Genomic DNA, 17,765 nt, shown 5'->3' with positions numbered 1-17,765 from the left:
CACCACCTATTGCGCTATTTCAACGCACGCCTATTTATCATCGTCAGCACCCTCGTGATCGCCAACGCCGCACAGGCGGGCAAACTTTCAATCGTGATTGATGACTTTGGTTATCGCCCCCAGAATGAAAACAAGGTGTTGCAGATGCCGCTGCCTATTTCAGTCGCTATCCTGCCTAATGCCCCCTACGCCCGAGAGATGGCTGTCAAAGCCCATAATCAAGGGCGTGAAATTCTGATTCACCTGCCCATGGCCCCCCTGAGCAAGCAGCCATTGGAGCGCGATACATTGCAGCCATCAATGAGTAGCGAAGAGATCCAGCGCATCATCCGCCAGGCGGTGAATAATGTCCCTTATGCGAAGGGGATGAATAACCATATGGGCAGCGCGATGACCTCCAGTTTGCCGGGTATGCAGAGAGTGATGCAGGCGCTGGAACACTATCAGCTCTATTTCCTCGACAGTGTGACCATCGGCAATAGTCAAGCCAGCAGAGCCGCCGAAGGCACTGGCGTCAAAGTGATTAAGCGCAAAGTCTTTCTGGATGACTCACAAAATGAAGCCGCGATCCGCCAGCAGTTTAACCGCGCAGTAGAACTGGCGCGCCGAAATGGCTCCGCCATTGCTATCGGGCATCCCCATCCCGCTACCATTAAAGTGCTGCAACAGATGTTGCCTCAGTTGCCGTCTGACATTGTATTGGTCAAACCTAGCGCACTGCTGAATGAACCGGTAAACAATAATAGTGGCAGTAGCACGGTCTCACCGGGCAAGTCAAAACCGCGCGAACCGGCGAAAAATGATCGCCTGAAAGCCATCAAGCAGTGCAGTGCGAAAGCCAGCTATGTGCCTGAGAAAATCTACGCCGGCAGGATGTTTAGCGTCATTGGCGAGAGCTTGATGCAAAGTCCGGCTGTAAGCTTTATTCAGCGCTATTTTACCTCGTCAGCACCCATCGCGCCGGTTGATGAACCAAAAGTAGATGCACCAAAAATAGATATTCCAAAAGTGGAGAAGCCAAAAACGGATAATCCGTAATTGGATAATAAAAAACGGAGCTGTCATTATCTGACAGCCCCGTTCTTAACTCTGCGGCTGCAAGGCCGAAGGCTATTTTAGTCCCAGCTTAATACTACCTTGCCCGACTTACCTGAACGCATGGCATCAAAGCCCTCCTGGAACTCATCAATGGAGAAACGGTGAGTGATGATCGGAGTTAAATCCAGGCCGGATTGAATCAATGCCGCCATTTTGTACCAGGTTTCAAACATCTCGCGGCCATAAATTCCTTTGATAAACAGCCCCTTGAATATCACCTGATTCCAGTCGATCGACATATCAGAAGGCGGTATTCCCAGCATTGCAATACGCCCACCGTGATTCATTGAGTTAAGTAATGAACGGAATGCAGGCGGCGCACCTGACATCTCCAGGCCCACATCAAAACCTTCTGTCATGCCCAGCTCTGCCATCACATCATTCAGGTTCTCTTTGCTGACGTTAACCGCGCGCGTTACCCCCATTTTGCGCGCCAAATCCAAGCGGTACTCATTCACGTCAGTGATAACGACATGGCGAGCGCCCACATGCTTACAGACAGCAGCAGCCATGATACCAATAGGGCCTGCGCCAGAAACCAATACATCTTCGCCCACTAAATCAAAGGATAAGGCGGTATGCACGGCATTGCCGAAGGGGTCAAAAATGGCGGCTAACTCATCGGAAATATTGTCTGGGATCTTGAACGCATTAAAGGCCGGGATAACCAGGAACTCAGCAAAAGAGCCGGGGCGATTCACGCCCACACCCACTGTATTGCGGCACAAATGGGTACGACCGCCACGACAGTTACGGCAATGTCCGCAGGTGATATGGCCTTCGCCAGACACCCGGTCACCAATATTAAAGCCTTTCACTTCCTGACCAATGGCGACCACTTCACCCACATACTCATGGCCGACCACCATAGGCACCGGGATGGTTTTTTGCGACCATTCATCCCAGTTATAGATATGCACATCAGTGCCACAGATAGCGGTTTTGCGAATTTTGATCATGATGTCGTTGTGGCCCAGCTCTGGCTGCGGCACATCGGTCATCCAAATACCCTCTTCTGCTTTTAGCTTGGACAGTGCTTTCATGACATTCCTTACGCAATAACGTTAAGTTGCTTACCAATACGCACAAAGGCTTCGATAGCCCGCTCGACCTGCTCTGTCGTGTGGTCTGCCGACATCTGGGTGCGGATGCGAGCCTGACCTTTTGGCACCACCGGATAGAAGAAACCGGTGACGTAAATACCCTCTTTCAGCAGCGCGTTGGCAAACTCTTGCGCCAATGTCGCGTCACCCAGCATCACTGGGATAATAGCGTGGTCAGCACCGGCCAAGGTGAAACCGGCGGCACTCATTTTCTCGCGGAATAAGCGGGCATTCGCCCATAGACGATCGCGCAGTTCAGCACCATCCTCCAATAGCGATAACACTTCAATTGAAGCTGCAACAATTGCTGGCGCTAATGAGTTTGAGAACAGATAGGGCCGCGAACGCTGGCGCAACCACTCAACCACCTCTTTACGACCAGCGGTGTAACCACCTGATGCTCCGCCCAGCGCCTTACCCAAAGTACCAGTGATAATATCAACGCGGCCCATCACTTCGCAGTATTCATGCGTACCACGACCATTAGCACCGACAAAGCCCACCGCATGGGAGTCATCGACCATCACCAATGCCTGATATTCATCTGCCAAATCACAGACGCCTTTCAGATTGGCGATCACCCCGTCCATGGAGAACACGCCGTCAGTGGCGATCATAATATGGCGCGCGCCCTCCGCTTTGGCTTGTTTTAGCTGTGCTTCCAGCTCGCTCATGTCATTGTTGGCATAGCGGTAACGCTTGGCTTTACATAACCGCACTCCATCAATGATGGAAGCATGATTCAGCGCATCAGAAATAATGGCATCTTCTGGCCCCAGTAAGGTTTCGAACAAGCCACCATTGGCATCAAAGCAAGAGGAGTAGAGAATGGCATCTTCCATGCCGAGGAAACTGGCGAGCTTCTGTTCAAGCTGTTTGTGTGTGTCTTGAGTGCCGCAGATAAAGCGCACTGAGGCCATGCCAAAGCCATGAGTATCCATGCCTTTTTTAGCCGCCGCAATCAGTCGCGGGTGGTTTGCCAAGCCCAAATAGTTATTGGCGCAGAAATTAATTACGCGATTCCCATCAGCGACAGAAATATCGGCTTGCTGGGCAGAAGTGATGATCCGTTCATTTTTATACAACCCTTCAGCACGGGTAGTTTTGAGTTGTTGTTCTAGTTGCTGATAAAACGGGTTTCTCTCACGAGGCAGGGACATTGGGTTATCTCCAGAATGGGCAGTTTCGCCTGACATTTTACTGCCTGACGAGTGAACTGACGAGTAACCTTGTCTTATATTGCAAAAAATGCAGCACATATCACGGTGAACAATCCTAAAGCAGCATAGAAAACGAGAGATTAACCCCCTTCCGGCTGTGCGCTATCCGATGAAATGTTATGATAACGCCAACTAGCGTGTCGGGTATTGTGCCCGACCAGGCAAATTAACAAGGGTGAACCTGATGATTATCGTCACTGGTGGTGCCGGCTTCATTGGCAGCAATATTGTTAAGGCACTGAATAATATTGGTTATAAAGATATTCTGGTCGTAGATAACCTGAAAGACGGCACTAAATTCGTCAATCTGGTTGATCTGGATATCGCGGATTACATGGATAAAGAAGATTTTGTTGCCAGTATTGTTGCCGGTGACGATATGGGTGACATTGACGCGATTTTCCACGAAGGTGCCTGCTCTTCCACCACCGAGTGGGATGGCAAGTATATGATGGATAACAACTATCAGTATTCAAAAGATATCTTGCACTTCTGCCTGGATCGCGGCATTCCATTCTTATACGCCTCTTCTGCGGCTACTTACGGCGGGCGCACTGATAACTTCATCGAAGATCGTCAGTATGAAAAACCACTTAATGTTTATGGTTACTCCAAATTCTTATTCGACCAGTATGTGCGTGAGATCTTGCCGCAAGCTGATTCGCAGATTTGTGGCTTCCGTTATTTTAACGTTTATGGCCCACGTGAAAGCCATAAAGGCAGCATGGCCAGCGTTGCTTTCCACCTGAATAACCAAATTAATGCAGGGGAAAATCCTAAGTTGTTCTCCGGCAGTGAAAATTTCAAACGCGATTTCATCTATGTGGGTGATGTGGCTGACGTGAATCTGTGGTTCTGGCAAAACGGTGTATCCGGTATTTTCAACTGCGGTACTGGTCGTGCTGAATCTTTCCAGGCTGTCGCCGATGCGGTGGTGGATTTCCATCAAAGCGGGCCTGTGGAGTACATTGAATTCCCAGAAAAACTGAAAGGCCGCTATCAGGCATACACGCAAGCTGATCTCACTCATTTGCGTGCCGCCGGTTATGACAAGCCGTTCAAAACCGTCGCTGAAGGCGTCAAAGAATATCTGGCGTGGCTCAATCGCCCGATCTAAATTACTTGCTGCAAGGAATTGATAAACGGTATGAAAATACTGGTCATCGGCCCTTCTTGGGTTGGCGATATGATGATGTCGCAAAGTCTTTACCGCACCCTGAAGGCCGAATATCCGGCAGCAGATATTGATGTGATGGCCCCCGCGTGGTGCCGTCCGCTTTTGGCCAGAATGCCGGAAGTACGTCACGCCATCCCAATGCCATTAGGGCATGGCGCTTTTGCTTTTGAGGAGCGCCGCCGCTTGGGGCTGGCTTTACGTGAAACAGGCTATGATCGCGCCTATGTTCTACCAAATTCGTTCAAATCTGCCCTAATACCTTACTTTTCAGGAATTAAGCAACGTATTGGCTGGCGTGGCGAGATGCGCTATTTCTTGCTCAATGATATGCGTATTCTGGATAAAGAGGCCTTCCCCATGATGGTCCAGCGCTATGTTGCGCTGGCCTATGATAAAGAACGCGTCCAGTCGGCTGCTGATTTGCCGCAACCTTTGCTCTGGCCGCAATTACAGGTTCGCGACCAAGAGATCGCTGAAATCACGGCGTCATTTAATCTAACCGATAACCGACCCATTATTGGGTTCTGCCCCGGTGCTGAGTTTGGCCCAGCAAAACGCTGGCCACACTATCACTACGCCGCGCTGGCGCAGAAACTAATTGATGCGGGCTATCAAGTCGTCTTATTGGGTTCAGCGAAAGACAACGAAGCTGGCGAGGAGATCCGCCACTCTCTGGGCGACGATTCGCGCGAATATTGCCTCAATCTGGCGGGCCAGACATCGCTGGAACAAGCCGTCGTGCTGATTGCAGCCTGTAGCGCAGTGGTTAGCAATGACTCCGGTTTAATGCATGTCGCCGCCGCATTAAATAAGCCATTGGTCGCCTTATATGGCCCAAGCAGCCCAGATTTCACCCCACCACTGTCTGATAAAGCCACCATCATTCGCCTGATTACCGGCTATCAAAAAGTGCGCAAAGGCGATAGTGCACAGGGCTATCATCAAAGTTTGATTGATATCCAGCCAGAGCAAGTGATGGATGCGCTTGAGAAGCAGCTCGCCGCGCAAAAATGTTCCACCAAAGAGGGTGATTAATGCACGTATTGATCGTTAAAACCTCTTCAATGGGCGACGTTTTACATGCATTACCTGCGCTGACAGACGCCATGCAGGCCATTGCGGGTATTCGCTTTGATTGGGTGGTCGAAGAGGGTTTCAGCCAGATCCCCGCCTGGCACCCGGCGGTGGATAATGTGATCCCAGTGGCGATTCGCCGTTGGCGCAAAAACTGGTTTGGTACTGACACTCGGCAGGAGCGCTGTGATTTTAAACGTGTTGTGCAGCAGCGCAGTTATGATTTGGTGATCGATGCGCAGGGGCTGATTAAAAGTGCTGCGCTAATTACCCGCATCGCCAAGGGCGTCAAGCATGGCCCGGATTGCAAAAGCGCTCGCGAGCCATTTGCCAGTTGGTTCTATAACTGCCGCCATGAGATTGACCCCAAGCAACATGCGGTGGAGCGCACACGCCAGTTATTTGCCAAAAGTCTGGGTTATGACCTGCCAGAAAGTTATGGCGATTACGCCATCGCGCCCCGATTTTTAAGCCAGTTACCCGCTGATGCCGGTCAGTATCTGGTTTTCCTGCATGCAACCACTCGCGACAGTAAGCACTGGCCCGAAAGTCACTGGCGGCAACTCATTGATCTGATTGCCCCCACGGGGCTAAAAATCAAATTACCTTGGGGCGCAGAGCATGAGTATCAGCGCGCTTTGCGGCTAGCGGAGCACTCTCCTCATGTTGAGGTATTGCCTAAACTCAGCCTCCAACAGGTGGCTGAAGTGCTGGCGGGCGCAAAAGCAGTGGTGTCCGTTGACACTGGCCTTAGCCATCTAACCGCCGCACTCAGTCGCCCCAATATTACGCTGTACGGCCCGACCGACCCTGGCTTAATTGGTGGCTATGGCGAAAATCAAATTGCCGTTATTTCTGAGCAAAAAAGTATGGATACTATTACTGCTGAAACCATTATGACGCGATTAGAAACATTGATTTCATAAGTAATAATTACTTATTTCCCATCACGTAAACACGCTTAAAATTTCACCAGTCACTATTTATTCTGTAATAACAATCGGCTCTGGTAATTATCAGAGCCGATTGTTATCAGCTTTATGATTGTTAAACATGGCTAATTGGTTATTTAACTCATTGAGAAAATAGAATCACTCACATATTACGAATAATCCCATCTAAATTTCTCTGCTCACGCATGAAGAACGAAATACAATCCCAATAACACTTAAATTTCATTAATCCACAGCAACTCACTGAGTTAACGCCTAATGTCAGGTAAAAAAACTGCCACTAAAATGAACTGACAGCACCTATCACCAAATTTTTAACCGCCCACAGGCATTAATGAAAACCATTCTCATTACTAAATCTATTAAATCAACTTTTGTCCATTCACTTACTGAAATTGTTAAAATTCTATATTCTTTTTATGAATGGCATGGCCCTATTCTGGCTATCAGCCTGGCCCAGCCGAAAAGAGCCTTTCTTGCACAAATATGGTATTATTATTAGTAATCCATATAAATGAAATTGATAGAATGTTGCTGCGTTTATATCAGGTACTGCTCTACCTTATTCAACCTTTGATTTGGCTACGGTTGCTGTTACGTAGCCGTAAAGCCCCCGCTTATCGCAAGCGCTGGGGAGAACGTTATGGTTTTTGTGCCGGTAAAGTTGTCGCTGGCGGCATCATGCTGCATTCAGTTTCAGTCGGTGAGACACTGGCCGCGATTCCGTTAGTCAGGGCATTACGTCATCGCTATCCATCATTACCCATTACCGTGACCACCATGACCCCCACTGGCTCCGAACGGGTCCAGTCTGCTTTTGGTAAAGACGTTCACCACGTCTATCTGCCTTATGATCTTCCCGGTTCGGTGAACCGCTTCTTAGATCAGGTCAATCCTAAGCTGGTCATTATTATGGAAACAGAGCTGTGGCCAAACCTGATCAATGCACTGCATCGCCGTAAAATACCGCTGGTGATTGCCAATGCACGTCTATCTGCTCGCTCTGCCGCTGGCTACAAAAAAATCGGCAGTTTTATCCGTAATATGCTGCAACGCATCACGCTAATCGCCGCACAAAATCAAGAAGATGGTGATCGTTTCATCGAGCTGGGCCTCAGACGCTCACAACTGACAGTAACCGGTAGCCTGAAATTTGATATTTCTGTCACCCCTGAATTAGCCGCCAGAGCGGTGACATTACGCCGCCAATGGGCAGCGCATCGCCCGGTATGGATTGCCACCAGTACCCATGATGGCGAAGAAGCCATTTTGCTGGAAGCTCACCGCCAATTATTGCAACACTTCCCAACATTGCTGCTGATTTTGGTGCCACGGCACCCTGAACGCTTCCCGAAAGCGGTCGAGCTGACACAGAAAGCAGGGCTGAGTTACACATTACGCAGCAAAGGCGAAATCCCCTCAACCAGTACGCAGGTCGTGATTGGCGATACCATGGGTGAGTTGATGCTGTTGTACGGCATTGCCGATCTGGCCTTTGTGGGCGGTAGTCTGGTTGAACGTGGTGGCCATAATCCGCTGGAGGCAGCGGCCCATGCAATACCGGTGCTGATGGGGCCACATACATTTAACTTTAAAGATATCTGTGCCAAGCTGGAACAGGCTGAGGGGCTGATCACCGTCACCGATACCTTATCGCTGGTGAAAGAGGTAACCATGCTGCTAACTGATGAAGATTGCCGCCTCTATTATGGCCGCCACGCGGTTGACGTGCTGCATGAAAATCAGGGCGCACTACAACGGCTATTACACTTGCTGGAGCCTTATCTACCGCAACGGAGCCACTAATGAGTGCAAAAAAACGCCTGTCAGTTGTGATGATTACCAAGAATGAAGCCTCACTGCTGGCAGATTGTTTGGCATCCATTAGCTGGGCTGATGAAATAGTCGTCTTAGATTCAGGCAGTGAAGATAACACCGTCGCACTGGCCCAGCAGTATGGCGCTAAAGTGCATAGCAACACGGAGTGGCCAGGTTATGGCAAACAGCGGCAATTAGCCCAACAATATGCCAGTGGCGATTATATTCTGATGCTGGATGCTGATGAACGTGTTACCCCTGAGCTAAAAGCCGCAATTGAGACCGTGCTATTGGCCCCCGAAGAGGGCGCTGTTTATAGCTGCGCACGGCGGAATCTGTTTTTAGGCCGCTTTATGCGCCATAGCGGCTGGTATCCGGATAGAGTCACCCGGTTATATCCGCACCACCAATTCCGTTACAACGACGATTTAGTTCATGAATCACTAGCCAGTGGCTATGCCAAAGTTATTCCGTTGGCGGGCGATTTGCTGCATCTAACTTGCCGCGACTTCTTTACTTTTCAACGTAAACAGCTCAATTACGCTGAAGCATGGGCGACTCAACGCTATCAACAAGGTAAAAGTTGCAGTTATTTTTCAATTCTTAGCCATACTCTTGGGGCATTCTGTAAGACATGGTTATTCCGTGCCGGTTTCCTCGATGGTCAACAGGGGTTCTTGCTCGCGGTGGTAAACGCACAATATACCTTTAATAAATATGCGGCCCTGTGGGCATTGAGCCATCAACATCAGAAAAGCGAGAATTCATGACCACTAAAGCCATCTATCCCGGGACGTTTGATCCAATGACTAATGGGCATTTGGACTTAGTGACACGGGCCTCCATGATGTTCAGCCATGTGATTCTGGCTATCGCCGACAGTTCCAGCAAAAAACCGATGTTTACCCTCAACGAACGGGTCGCATTGGCAAAGCAAGTAACTGCGCCACTTAAGAATGTTGAAGTGCTAGGATTCAGTGAACTGATGGCGGAGTTTGCCAAAAAGAATAATGCGAATATTTTAGTGCGGGGATTACGTTCGGTCTCAGATTTCGAGTATGAGTGGCAACTGGCAAATATGAACCGCCACTTGATGCCAAAACTGGAGAGTGTATTCCTGATGCCATCAGAAAAATGGTCGTTTATCTCCTCTTCTCTGGTAAAGGAAGTGGCGCGCCACGGTGGTGATATTACCCCCTTCCTCCCAGCACCAGTAACTAAGGCGCTGCTGGCTAAACTGGCTTAACCATCGGCTCATTCAAAGCAATTAATTTTGGCAGTGGCGGCAAAAAAAGGTGCTACGCTGCCCATGTTTCGCGATTTCAATCAGTTGCCCACAGCGGCGGCATGGCTCTCCCGCCCGTCCATATACCTGCAACTCTTGCGCAAAGTAACCCGGTTTACCGTCTGACTGCAAAAAGTCGCGTAGTGTGGTTCCACCCTGCTCGATGGAGTGCAATAACACCGCTTTTATCGTTGCAACCAGTAGCGAAATCTCAGCTTGCGTCAAGGAGCCAGCGGCACGATCAGGCAAAATACCGGCAGCAAACAGAGATTCACTGGCGTAGATATTGCCAACCCCAACGACCACTTTGTTATCCATCAACCACGGCTTAACCAATGTGCGTTTATTACGTGATTTATCAAACAAGTATTGAGGGTTAAATTCGTCGTTCAGCGGCTCTGGGCCTAAATGTGCCAGTACGTTACTGGTTTCAAGGTCTGTCGCCCATAACCAGGCCCCAAAGCGGCGTGGGTCGGTATAACGCAATATTTTGCCATTGCTGATCACCAAATCGACATGATCATGTTTTCCCGCTGCGGTCTCTTCAGGCAAAACGCGTAAGCTGCCCGACATCCCCAAATGCACAATAATCCAGCCGGTGGGGAGTTCTAGCAGTAAATACTTAGCCCGACGCCGAACACTCAGTACCGGCTGGTCGCTAAGCGCCAAAATTTCATCGGATACCGGCCAGCGCAAGCGGGCATTTCTGACCACCGCATATAAAATCGTCTGGCCGACAAGATAGGGTTCGATCCCGCGTCGGCTGGTTTCAACTTCTGGTAATTCAGGCATCAATCCTCCCTTCGTGGTATCTCACTGTACTTTATATAATAAAAAACCCGGCCGAGGCCGGGTTTTCTTAATCCACTAAAATTACTTAATTTTAGCTTCTTTGTAGATCACGTGTTGACGGACAACTGGATCGAATTTCTTCAGTTCCAATTTTTCCGGCTTAGTACGCTTGTTCTTCGTAGTGGTATAGAAGTGACCAGTACCAGCAGAAGAAACCAGCTTGATCTTCTCGCGAACACCTTTAGCCATGATTCAGTTCCTTAATACTTCTCACCGCGGGTACGAAGTTCGGCCAAGACCGCTTCAATACCCTTCTTATCAATAACACGCATACCTTTAGCAGATACACGCAGAGTTACAAAGCGCTTCTCGCCCTCAACCCAAAAACGGTGAGAGTGAAGGTTCGGCAGAAAACGGCGTTTGGTCGCGTTCATTGCGTGGGAACGGTTGTTACCGCTCACCGGGCGCTTGCCAGTAACTTGGCAGACTCGGGACATGTCTATTCTCCAAAAATCAAATCAGCTCGAGCTTCGTATAGGATTTGGCCGCCTCGTCAGGCTTTAGAGCCCATCTCAGCAAATTCACTGAGAAGACTCACTGTCATCAGGTCAGAAACCCCTGTCACCAGGTTATAAACCTGCTGAGATAGGCTCTTCACGCCAAACCCAAGATTCTCAAAGGTGGCGTAGTATACGCTCTGAAGCGTAAGTGCTCAAGTCCCGAACAGCTAAAGATCCTAAAAGGATCAATTATTATTTCACTAAAGCCATCCGCGTTCAGCAAATGAGACACATTCACCCCGACCGACTACCAAATGATCGAGTACCCGAATATCTAATAATGAACAGGCTTTTATCACCTGCTGCGTCATCAAACGGTCGGCTTGACTCGGTTCAGCTCGCCCCGAAGGGTGATTATGCGCCAGAATCAGCGCGGCGGCATTCGCCTTCAGCGCTTCACGCACAATTTCTCTCGGATGGACCTCAACGCTGCTGATGGTACCAGTAAACATCTCTTCATGGCGAATAACACGATGCTGATTATCCAAAAACATGACTAAAAAAATCTCACGCTCACGGTGAGAGAGAATATTTTGCAGAAAATGCTGTGTGACCTCGGGATTAAGCAGGACACTTTCTTGCATCAAATGCGATGAAAAACAGCGATTGGCCAGCTCCGCAATCGCCTGAATCTGACTGTATTTTGATGCACCAATCCCCTTTTGGGCGCATAACGTCTGATAATCCGCAGACATCAGCCCATGCAGCGAGCCGAAGGTTTCAATCAAATATTCCGCCATCTTCATGACATGCATCCCCGGAATACCGGTGCGCAGAAAAAGAGCGAGCAATTCGGCATCTGATAGCACAGAGGCACCATATTTTAGTAATTTTTCTCTTGGGGCGCTCTGCCCATACCACTCATCCATCCCCTGGCTCCTGTAATCCCCAAACAGCGCGGACAGCATGACAGAAGGTTTTATGCTCTGCGACGCCATGATTAACAGCATGCGTAACGTCTCGCAAATTTGATGATTGATGGCATCAGGAGATGCCCTGATAGCTAATCTGCGCAGCTGTTATGCTAAAATATCGTCTCTTACAGCTTTCATTCGGACAATCATGATGACGGGACTCTCCGGCAAACATATTGTGCTCGGGATTAGTGGCGGTATCGCCGCCTACAAATCACCTGAGCTGGTACGCCGCTTACGTGATAGAGGCGCGGATGTGCGGGTGGTGATGACCGCTGCCGCCAAAGCGTTTATTACGCCACTCACACTGCAGGCAGTCTCGGGTTATCCCGTCTCTGATGATTTACTCGATCCTGCGGCAGAAGCTGCTATGGGCCATATTGAGCTGGGTAAATGGGCTGATTTAGTGATTATGGCTCCCGCTACTGCCGATTTGCTGGCCAGAGTCGCTGCGGGCATGGCAAATGACCTGCTGACCACGGTTTGCCTGGCAACTTCGGCACCTGTCGCGGCAGTACCCGCCATGAATCAACAGATGTACCGTGCCACCGCAACTCAAGCGAACTTACAGACCCTCGCTAATCGTGGAGTGCTATTGTGGGGGCCAGACAGTGGCAGTCAGGCTTGCGGTGATATCGGGCCAGGTAGAATGTTAGACCCGCTGGAAATCGTCGCTCTGGCACATGATCATTTTTCTGCAAAACAAGACCTGCAACATTTGAGTGTCATGATTACCGCAGGACCAACACGTGAAGCACTTGATCCAGTTCGCTTTATCAGCAACCAAAGTTCCGGCAAGATGGGATTCGCCATTGCGCAGGCAGCCGCCGCAAGAGGGGCGAAGGTGACGTTAGTTGCGGGGCCGGTAAATCTCCCAACGCCCGCAGGGGTTGACCGTATTGATGTTGTCAGTGCGCTTGAAATGCAGCAAGCCGTTCAGAATTTAGCCGCCCAGCAGAATATTTTTATTTCTTGTGCTGCGGTAGCAGATTACCGCGCTGAGCAAATTTCTGACGAGAAAATAAAAAAGCAGGGCGATGAAATTACCCTTAAGTTAGTGAAAAACCCAGACATTGTGGCTGGGGTAGCCTCAATGGCTAAAAATCGTCCATTTGTGGTTGGATTTGCTGCCGAAACCCAGAATGTGGAAGAATACGCGCGACAAAAACTAGCGCGAAAGAGTCTGGATCTTATTTGCGCTAATGATGTATCGCTCGCAGAGCATGGTTTTAACAGTGATACCAATGCCTTGCACCTTTTTTGGCCGGCTGGAGAGAAACGTTTACCGCTCAGCGATAAGCACCTCCTCAGTCAGCGTTTAATAGACGAGATTGTCAGCCGTTATGATGAAAAAAATCGACATTAAAATTCTGGACCCACGTGTTGGCAATGAATTTCCGCTACCAACCTATGCAACCGAAGGTTCTGCTGGGCTAGATTTACGTGCCTGTCTGGATGAATCAGTGAATTTACTGCCGGGTCAAACCACATTATTACCGACAGGTTTAGCAATACATATCGCCGATAACGCACTGGCGGCAGTGATTCTGCCTCGCTCTGGGTTAGGACATAAACACGGCGTAGTATTAGGTAATCTGGTTGGGTTGATTGATTCCGACTATCAGGGGCAGTTGATGGTGTCAGTCTGGAACCGTGGCCAGCAGCCTTTCACTATCGAACCCGGTGAGCGTATCGCCCAGATGGTGTTTGTTCCTGTTGTACAAGCAGAATTCAATCTGGTTGAAGATTTTGACCTGAGTGAACGTGGTACTGGTGGTTTTGGTCATTCTGGGCGCCAATAACCTACCCTAGACCTCAATACCGTAAAAAAGCTATCACATAAGCCGCCGGGGCTTGGTACCCAGTGCGGCCGGTATTGGGGTTTTTGTTATTAAGTCATTTTTAGCAAGGGTCTACTCGGACATGGCAGAAAAAGAAAATACCAAAAGGAATAGGCGCGAGGAAATTTTGCAGGCTTTAGCGCAGATGCTGGAATCTAGCGATGGTAGCCAACGCATAACTACCGCCAAACTCGCCGCCAATGTGGGGGTGTCTGAAGCCGCGCTTTATCGGCATTTCCCCAGTAAAACGAGGATGTTTGATAGCCTGATCGAGTTTATTGAAGATAGTTTGATGTCCCGCATAAATTTGATTCTGCAAGATGAGAAAGAGACGTTCAATCGCCTCCGCTTGATCCTGTTACTGGTATTAGGGTTCGCGGAGCGTAACCCAGGGCTAACCCGAATTATGACTGGACATGCACTGATGTTTGAACAAGATCGCCTGCAAGGCCGGATTAACCAGCTGTTTGAGCGTATTGAAGTCCAACTGCGTCAGGTTCTGCGCGAGAAAAAGCTGCGCGATGGGCAAGGTTTTATCCATGATGAGGCTCTGCTGGCAACACAGTTGCTAGCCTTTTGTGAAGGGATGCTGTCGCGCTTTGTTCGTTCTGAATTCCGCTATCGGCCAACACAAGAGTTTGATGCCCGCTGGCCGCTGATTGTCGCTCAGTTGCAGTAGCTCGGTTGCAGTCACTTTGTTGCGCTAGAGATTGTTCAAGATGGGGCCATGACTGGCCCCGTGAGGAAAAGCGCCGAGCAGATAGACCCTGGGAAGCCATTGCTCGGCACTTTTCCCAACAACGACCCCAGCACGGGCCGTCATTGGGACTATTTACGACCGTTCGGTTGCAGCTTTTCACCTACATTGAGCAAGAACAGCTCATTATCGCGGGTTGAAATCCGCGCTGAACCATCATCCATTCGGTAAGCTCCCTCAGTAAAGCCAGCACCATTCAGGAAAGGGGCAACGGCTTGTGGCTTATTGCGCAGTGAAGCTTCCAGCGCCAGTAAAGCGTAAGGCTCGATAGCATCGACATCGGCATATTGACGATCCGGAGAGGCCATAAAGAAGCCGTTGATGTAGCGGGTTTTAATAATGTTATCGCCGATTTTCTCTGCCAATAACCGGTAGTCAGCAACCTGACTGGCATTGTAGAGGTCCAGCAACGCAAACAGGGCATAGGGATCACTGTTGGTGGTATCCAGCTTAATTTTCATCGCCTTACCTGGAGCGGTGCCAATATCACCTAGCCCCTGATCACTGGCAATACCGCGTGCCACTTTCCACAATAACGGATCGTTATCAATGGCGTAGGCACGAGCATACGAGATCAGGAATTCGTTACCTGCTTTGTACGGCTTAATCACCGTGCCTTTTTTGCCGTAATATCCATCACGTGGCAGCGTGTAATTTGATAAGTCCTGTCCATTGGCAATCATCGGACGGAAAGTATTGTCCTGATCGTTATAAGCATATTTGGCGAACGCTTTTAGGCCATCTACCGTCCATTGCTGTAAATCCTGCCCTTGAGCACCCAAATCCTTACCCAGTTGCAACTGCATCAGCGCATTTTCAGAGTAAAGCGTGCTGGTACGCCCTTTGAGCATCATATTGCCCTCCAGCGCGCTGGGGCCAAACTCAGGCCCGAACTGGCGTTGTGCGCGGTCACCAAACTTGGAGTGCGTATCAGCATCATCCGTTGGCTCTTCGCGTTTCAGAGCTTGGGTAAACTGATAGACCCCCAGACCCGTTTTAGCATCACGGGGCAACACATATTGGTCTGCCAGACGCTTAGCCCACACCAATGCCCCTTGATCCTGCTGATGTTTGTAGAGCAGTGAAGCTGAATAGATTAGGTCATTACCCGCATTGAGGAAACTCAGCCCTTTGGTGGCAAAGAAAGGCGGCTGTTGCTCGAATTTACTCTCCCACAACTCCCCCATCTTCTTGCCATATTCACCGTGGCGGCTGGTTTCAAGAATGCGCCAGTCATAGACATGGGCGTTCCAGAAGCCACGAATAAAGCGGGCGGTGGCATCGCGGTCGACGCTGAACATTAGGTCATAGTAGGGATAGGCATTTTTCAGCTCATGCACCATCTCTTTTTCACTCGGCCCTTCGGGTTGCAGTGTTTTCAGATCAACAAAACGGTGACCGCCCCAGTAGAGTAAGCCACTTGGGTCTTGATAATTCTGGAAGTGGTAGCGGACGATATCTTCAGCACGCTGTTGATAGCGATTATCGCCACTCAACTGGCTCAGACCACTCATGACTCGCATCAGGTTTTGTTGCGCGGAGAAGTTTGATAACACGGCCCGACGGCCATCGGGGAAAATCCATTCCAACTGCTGTCCGGTACGGGGGTCAACACCATCTGCCAGTAACGGGCTGGGCTTATCACCGTGATAAGTATCCGACGCTTTGCTCAACACATTATCGACATACTGCTTTACCACCGTCAGGCGATCAGCATCCGCTGCTTGCCCGGCGGGTATATATAACGTCGCCAGCGCAGCCATACTCAAAAATAATGCTCTTTTTTTCATTACTTTTTTACCTGTCAAAAATCGTTATGGTGAGGTGTGACCCCAGAGATCAGAATCTGATGATTTCAGTGATAAATCAGAAGCTGTATTTTATCCCTACGCGATAACGAGTCTGGCGTTCGCTGGTATCTTTACTGCCAGAGACATTACCGACCGCCATATAAGGGGACCAACTCTTATCCCACTTGTAAGTTAATTTTAAGTCGTGAGTCCAGTCATAGCTCTCTTTATTCGCTAATATGACACCGGCTTTATTGGCTTTTTTATAGTCAATTTCATAATCTAATTGATAATCTTTGGCGAGTTTATAGCTGATAACACTCGTCAAATTATAACCATTTTCAGACGTGTCTTTTTTTGTATTAATATTGGCACTGGTGCGTTTGTAATAAGGACGATAACGTAATGAAACAGAGAGATCGTCAATGATATTCGCCTTGCCGCGCAGGTAAGGGCGATAGCTGTTAGCTGTAGAACTTGAATCTAATGAGAATCCGGGTTCAATAGAGAATGTCTTATCAATTTTATAGACATAGCTGGCGACGACTTCAGTCCCATTACTGACTGTTTCGTTAAATGCTTTATCTTTATCTTGAGCGCCTTTCCACTTGCCCTCTAGCGATAATCCAAAGCCATTAGCGAAGCGGTGAGACATTAATAAACGGTCTTTATGGCTGTTGCCACTTTGGTCTTGCATTTCATGGCGATAGTCAATAGTCACGGCGATTGCACTAGTGCTGATAAGTGATGCTACTGCCAGAGATAATAATTTAATATTCATTACAGTCACCTTATTTTAATAAAAACACATCCATCTAAAAAATACAAAAATCAGTTATGGAACAGCATTCTATTTATTTTGATATAAAGTTCCGAGATCAATAGCTAATAGTCTGAAATTAGTCAACTCAATATCAATTTATGTGACAAGGTTCAAAGTAAATAGTTTTAGTCAATGTTTTATCACTGTGATTTTCTGTTATATCGCAGATGTAGCAAGGGATTGACGCTATTTTTGATGGGATTATTTTAGAGGTAAATATCCTTGACGCGGCAGGTAATAATATTGTAGCCCTCTTGAAATTAGGGAAATAGATTCTAGTCCAATATTTTCTTATCGGTATTATTATCAGTTTTAAGTACTTTTATATAATCGCTATTATTCTCTTTGTTTCTGTAGGAAATGGCTCAGTCAAAATATGTGTCACTCCCCGTGACAGCAGGTATTCTCACTTAAATATAAATATTATTTAATATAGGAAAGGATAATATTTTGACATTTATCTGTTAGACGAAAAGACTGATATTTTTACATATTCCAGCGATTAATACTGAGTAGTTAACCGCAATAGGGATAGACCCGCCACGAATGCAGCTAACAAC

18 protein-coding genes are annotated in these 17,765 nt (G+C 48.6%); 10 read left to right on the top strand and 8 right to left on the bottom strand.

What is annotated here, in order from left to right; genetic code table 11:
* The first annotated feature begins 9 nt into the window (after positions 1–9).
* Positions 10–1,038, top strand: a complete 1,029-nt coding sequence (locus HRK25_RS06660) for a divergent polysaccharide deacetylase family protein (RefSeq protein ID WP_005273658.1) — start codon at positions 10–12, stop codon at positions 1,036–1,038.
* Positions 1,039–1,115: 77 nt separating this feature from the next.
* Here HRK25_RS06660 and tdh read toward each other — a convergent pair whose 3' ends face one another.
* Together tdh and kbl are read right to left on the bottom strand one after the other, a co-directional pair.
* Entirely contained in the window at positions 1,116–2,141 is a 1,026-nt protein-coding gene (tdh, locus tag HRK25_RS06655) for an L-threonine 3-dehydrogenase (RefSeq protein WP_005273661.1), read from the bottom strand.
* Between the two features lie 8 nt (positions 2,142–2,149).
* On the bottom strand, positions 2,150–3,361 hold the full coding sequence (gene kbl, locus HRK25_RS06650; RefSeq protein ID WP_032897610.1) for a glycine C-acetyltransferase: 1,212 nt from the start codon (positions 3,359–3,361) through the stop codon (positions 2,150–2,152).
* Positions 3,362–3,605: 244 nt separating this feature from the next.
* Between kbl and rfaD the strand changes: the two genes are divergently transcribed.
* The 6 genes from rfaD to coaD all read left to right on the top strand — a co-directional run bounded on the left by rfaD (position 3,606) and on the right by coaD (position 9,689).
* Positions 3,606–4,538, top strand: a complete 933-nt coding sequence (gene rfaD / locus HRK25_RS06645) for an ADP-glyceromanno-heptose 6-epimerase (protein WP_032897613.1) — start codon at positions 3,606–3,608, stop codon at positions 4,536–4,538.
* 30 nt (positions 4,539–4,568) lie between these two features.
* The gene (rfaF, locus tag HRK25_RS06640; RefSeq protein ID WP_005273667.1) at positions 4,569–5,633 is read left to right on the top strand and encodes an ADP-heptose--LPS heptosyltransferase RfaF; all 1,065 of its coding nucleotides are present in this window, start codon (positions 4,569–4,571) and stop codon (positions 5,631–5,633) included.
* Complete coding sequence (gene rfaC / locus HRK25_RS06635) at positions 5,633–6,598, top strand: lipopolysaccharide heptosyltransferase RfaC (protein WP_032897615.1); 966 nt, start codon at positions 5,633–5,635, stop codon at positions 6,596–6,598. Before rfaF ends, rfaC begins: the two co-directional genes overlap by 1 nt.
* Before the next feature lie 555 nt (positions 6,599–7,153).
* The gene (waaA, locus tag HRK25_RS06630; protein WP_032897618.1) at positions 7,154–8,431 is read left to right on the top strand and encodes a lipid IV(A) 3-deoxy-D-manno-octulosonic acid transferase; all 1,278 of its coding nucleotides are present in this window, start codon (positions 7,154–7,156) and stop codon (positions 8,429–8,431) included.
* Complete coding sequence (locus tag HRK25_RS06625) at positions 8,431–9,213, top strand: glycosyltransferase family 2 protein (protein WP_032897620.1); 783 nt, start codon at positions 8,431–8,433, stop codon at positions 9,211–9,213. Before waaA ends, HRK25_RS06625 begins: the two co-directional genes overlap by 1 nt.
* Complete coding sequence (gene coaD, locus HRK25_RS06620) at positions 9,210–9,689, top strand: pantetheine-phosphate adenylyltransferase (protein WP_032897622.1); 480 nt, start codon at positions 9,210–9,212, stop codon at positions 9,687–9,689. The genes HRK25_RS06625 and coaD overlap by 4 nt, the downstream gene beginning before the upstream one ends.
* A gap of 21 nt (positions 9,690–9,710) precedes the next feature.
* Here the strand turns inward: coaD and mutM are convergent, their stop codons facing one another.
* From mutM to radC, 4 genes are all read right to left on the bottom strand, one after another.
* Entirely contained in the window at positions 9,711–10,520 is an 810-nt protein-coding gene (gene mutM, locus HRK25_RS06615) for a bifunctional DNA-formamidopyrimidine glycosylase/DNA-(apurinic or apyrimidinic site) lyase (protein WP_005273673.1), read from the bottom strand.
* A gap of 81 nt (positions 10,521–10,601) precedes the next feature.
* On the bottom strand, positions 10,602–10,769 hold the full coding sequence (gene rpmG / locus HRK25_RS06610) for a 50S ribosomal protein L33 (RefSeq protein ID WP_004392084.1): 168 nt from the start codon (positions 10,767–10,769) through the stop codon (positions 10,602–10,604).
* 11 nt (positions 10,770–10,780) lie between these two features.
* Entirely contained in the window at positions 10,781–11,017 is a 237-nt protein-coding gene (rpmB, locus tag HRK25_RS06605) for a 50S ribosomal protein L28 (protein ID WP_032897625.1), read from the bottom strand.
* 263 nt (positions 11,018–11,280) lie between these two features.
* Positions 11,281–11,949 carry a RadC family protein gene (radC, locus tag HRK25_RS06600; RefSeq protein WP_032897627.1) on the bottom strand — a complete coding sequence of 223 codons (669 nt, stop codon included), beginning with the start codon at positions 11,947–11,949 and terminating at the stop codon, positions 11,281–11,283.
* A 193-nt stretch (positions 11,950–12,142) separates the two neighbouring features.
* On the opposite strand from radC, the gene coaBC reads away from it, so the two are divergent.
* The 3 genes from coaBC (at position 12,143) to slmA (ending at position 14,514) form a co-directional block, all read left to right on the top strand.
* Positions 12,143–13,360: a bifunctional phosphopantothenoylcysteine decarboxylase/phosphopantothenate--cysteine ligase CoaBC gene (coaBC, locus tag HRK25_RS06595; RefSeq protein ID WP_005273680.1), complete on the top strand. Its 1,218-nt coding sequence runs from the start codon at positions 12,143–12,145 to the stop codon at positions 13,358–13,360.
* Positions 13,338–13,796 (top strand): dUTP diphosphatase, encoded by a 459-nt coding sequence (gene dut / locus HRK25_RS06590; RefSeq protein ID WP_032897629.1) that lies wholly within the window; start codon positions 13,338–13,340, stop codon positions 13,794–13,796. Before coaBC ends, dut begins: the two co-directional genes overlap by 23 nt.
* Positions 13,797–13,917: 121 nt before the next feature.
* On the top strand, positions 13,918–14,514 hold the full coding sequence (slmA, locus tag HRK25_RS06585) for a nucleoid occlusion factor SlmA (protein ID WP_004714376.1): 597 nt from the start codon (positions 13,918–13,920) through the stop codon (positions 14,512–14,514).
* A 149-nt stretch (positions 14,515–14,663) separates the two neighbouring features.
* On the opposite strand, the gene HRK25_RS06580 is transcribed toward slmA, so the two are convergent.
* On the bottom strand, positions 14,664–16,382 hold the full coding sequence (locus HRK25_RS06580) for a pectate lyase (RefSeq protein WP_032897631.1): 1,719 nt from the start codon (positions 16,380–16,382) through the stop codon (positions 14,664–14,666).
* Positions 16,383–16,458: 76 nt separating this feature from the next.
* The gene (locus tag HRK25_RS06575; protein ID WP_005273685.1) at positions 16,459–17,163 is read right to left on the bottom strand and encodes an oligogalacturonate-specific porin KdgM family protein; all 705 of its coding nucleotides are present in this window, start codon (positions 17,161–17,163) and stop codon (positions 16,459–16,461) included.
* Positions 17,164–17,765 lie beyond the last annotated feature (602 nt).

The sequence above is a fragment of the Yersinia bercovieri ATCC 43970 genome (assembly GCF_013282745.1).
In the GTDB taxonomy this organism is placed as follows: Bacteria; Pseudomonadota; Gammaproteobacteria; order Enterobacterales; family Enterobacteriaceae; genus Yersinia; species Yersinia bercovieri.
This window is presented reverse-complemented; position numbering and strand designations above follow the sequence as displayed.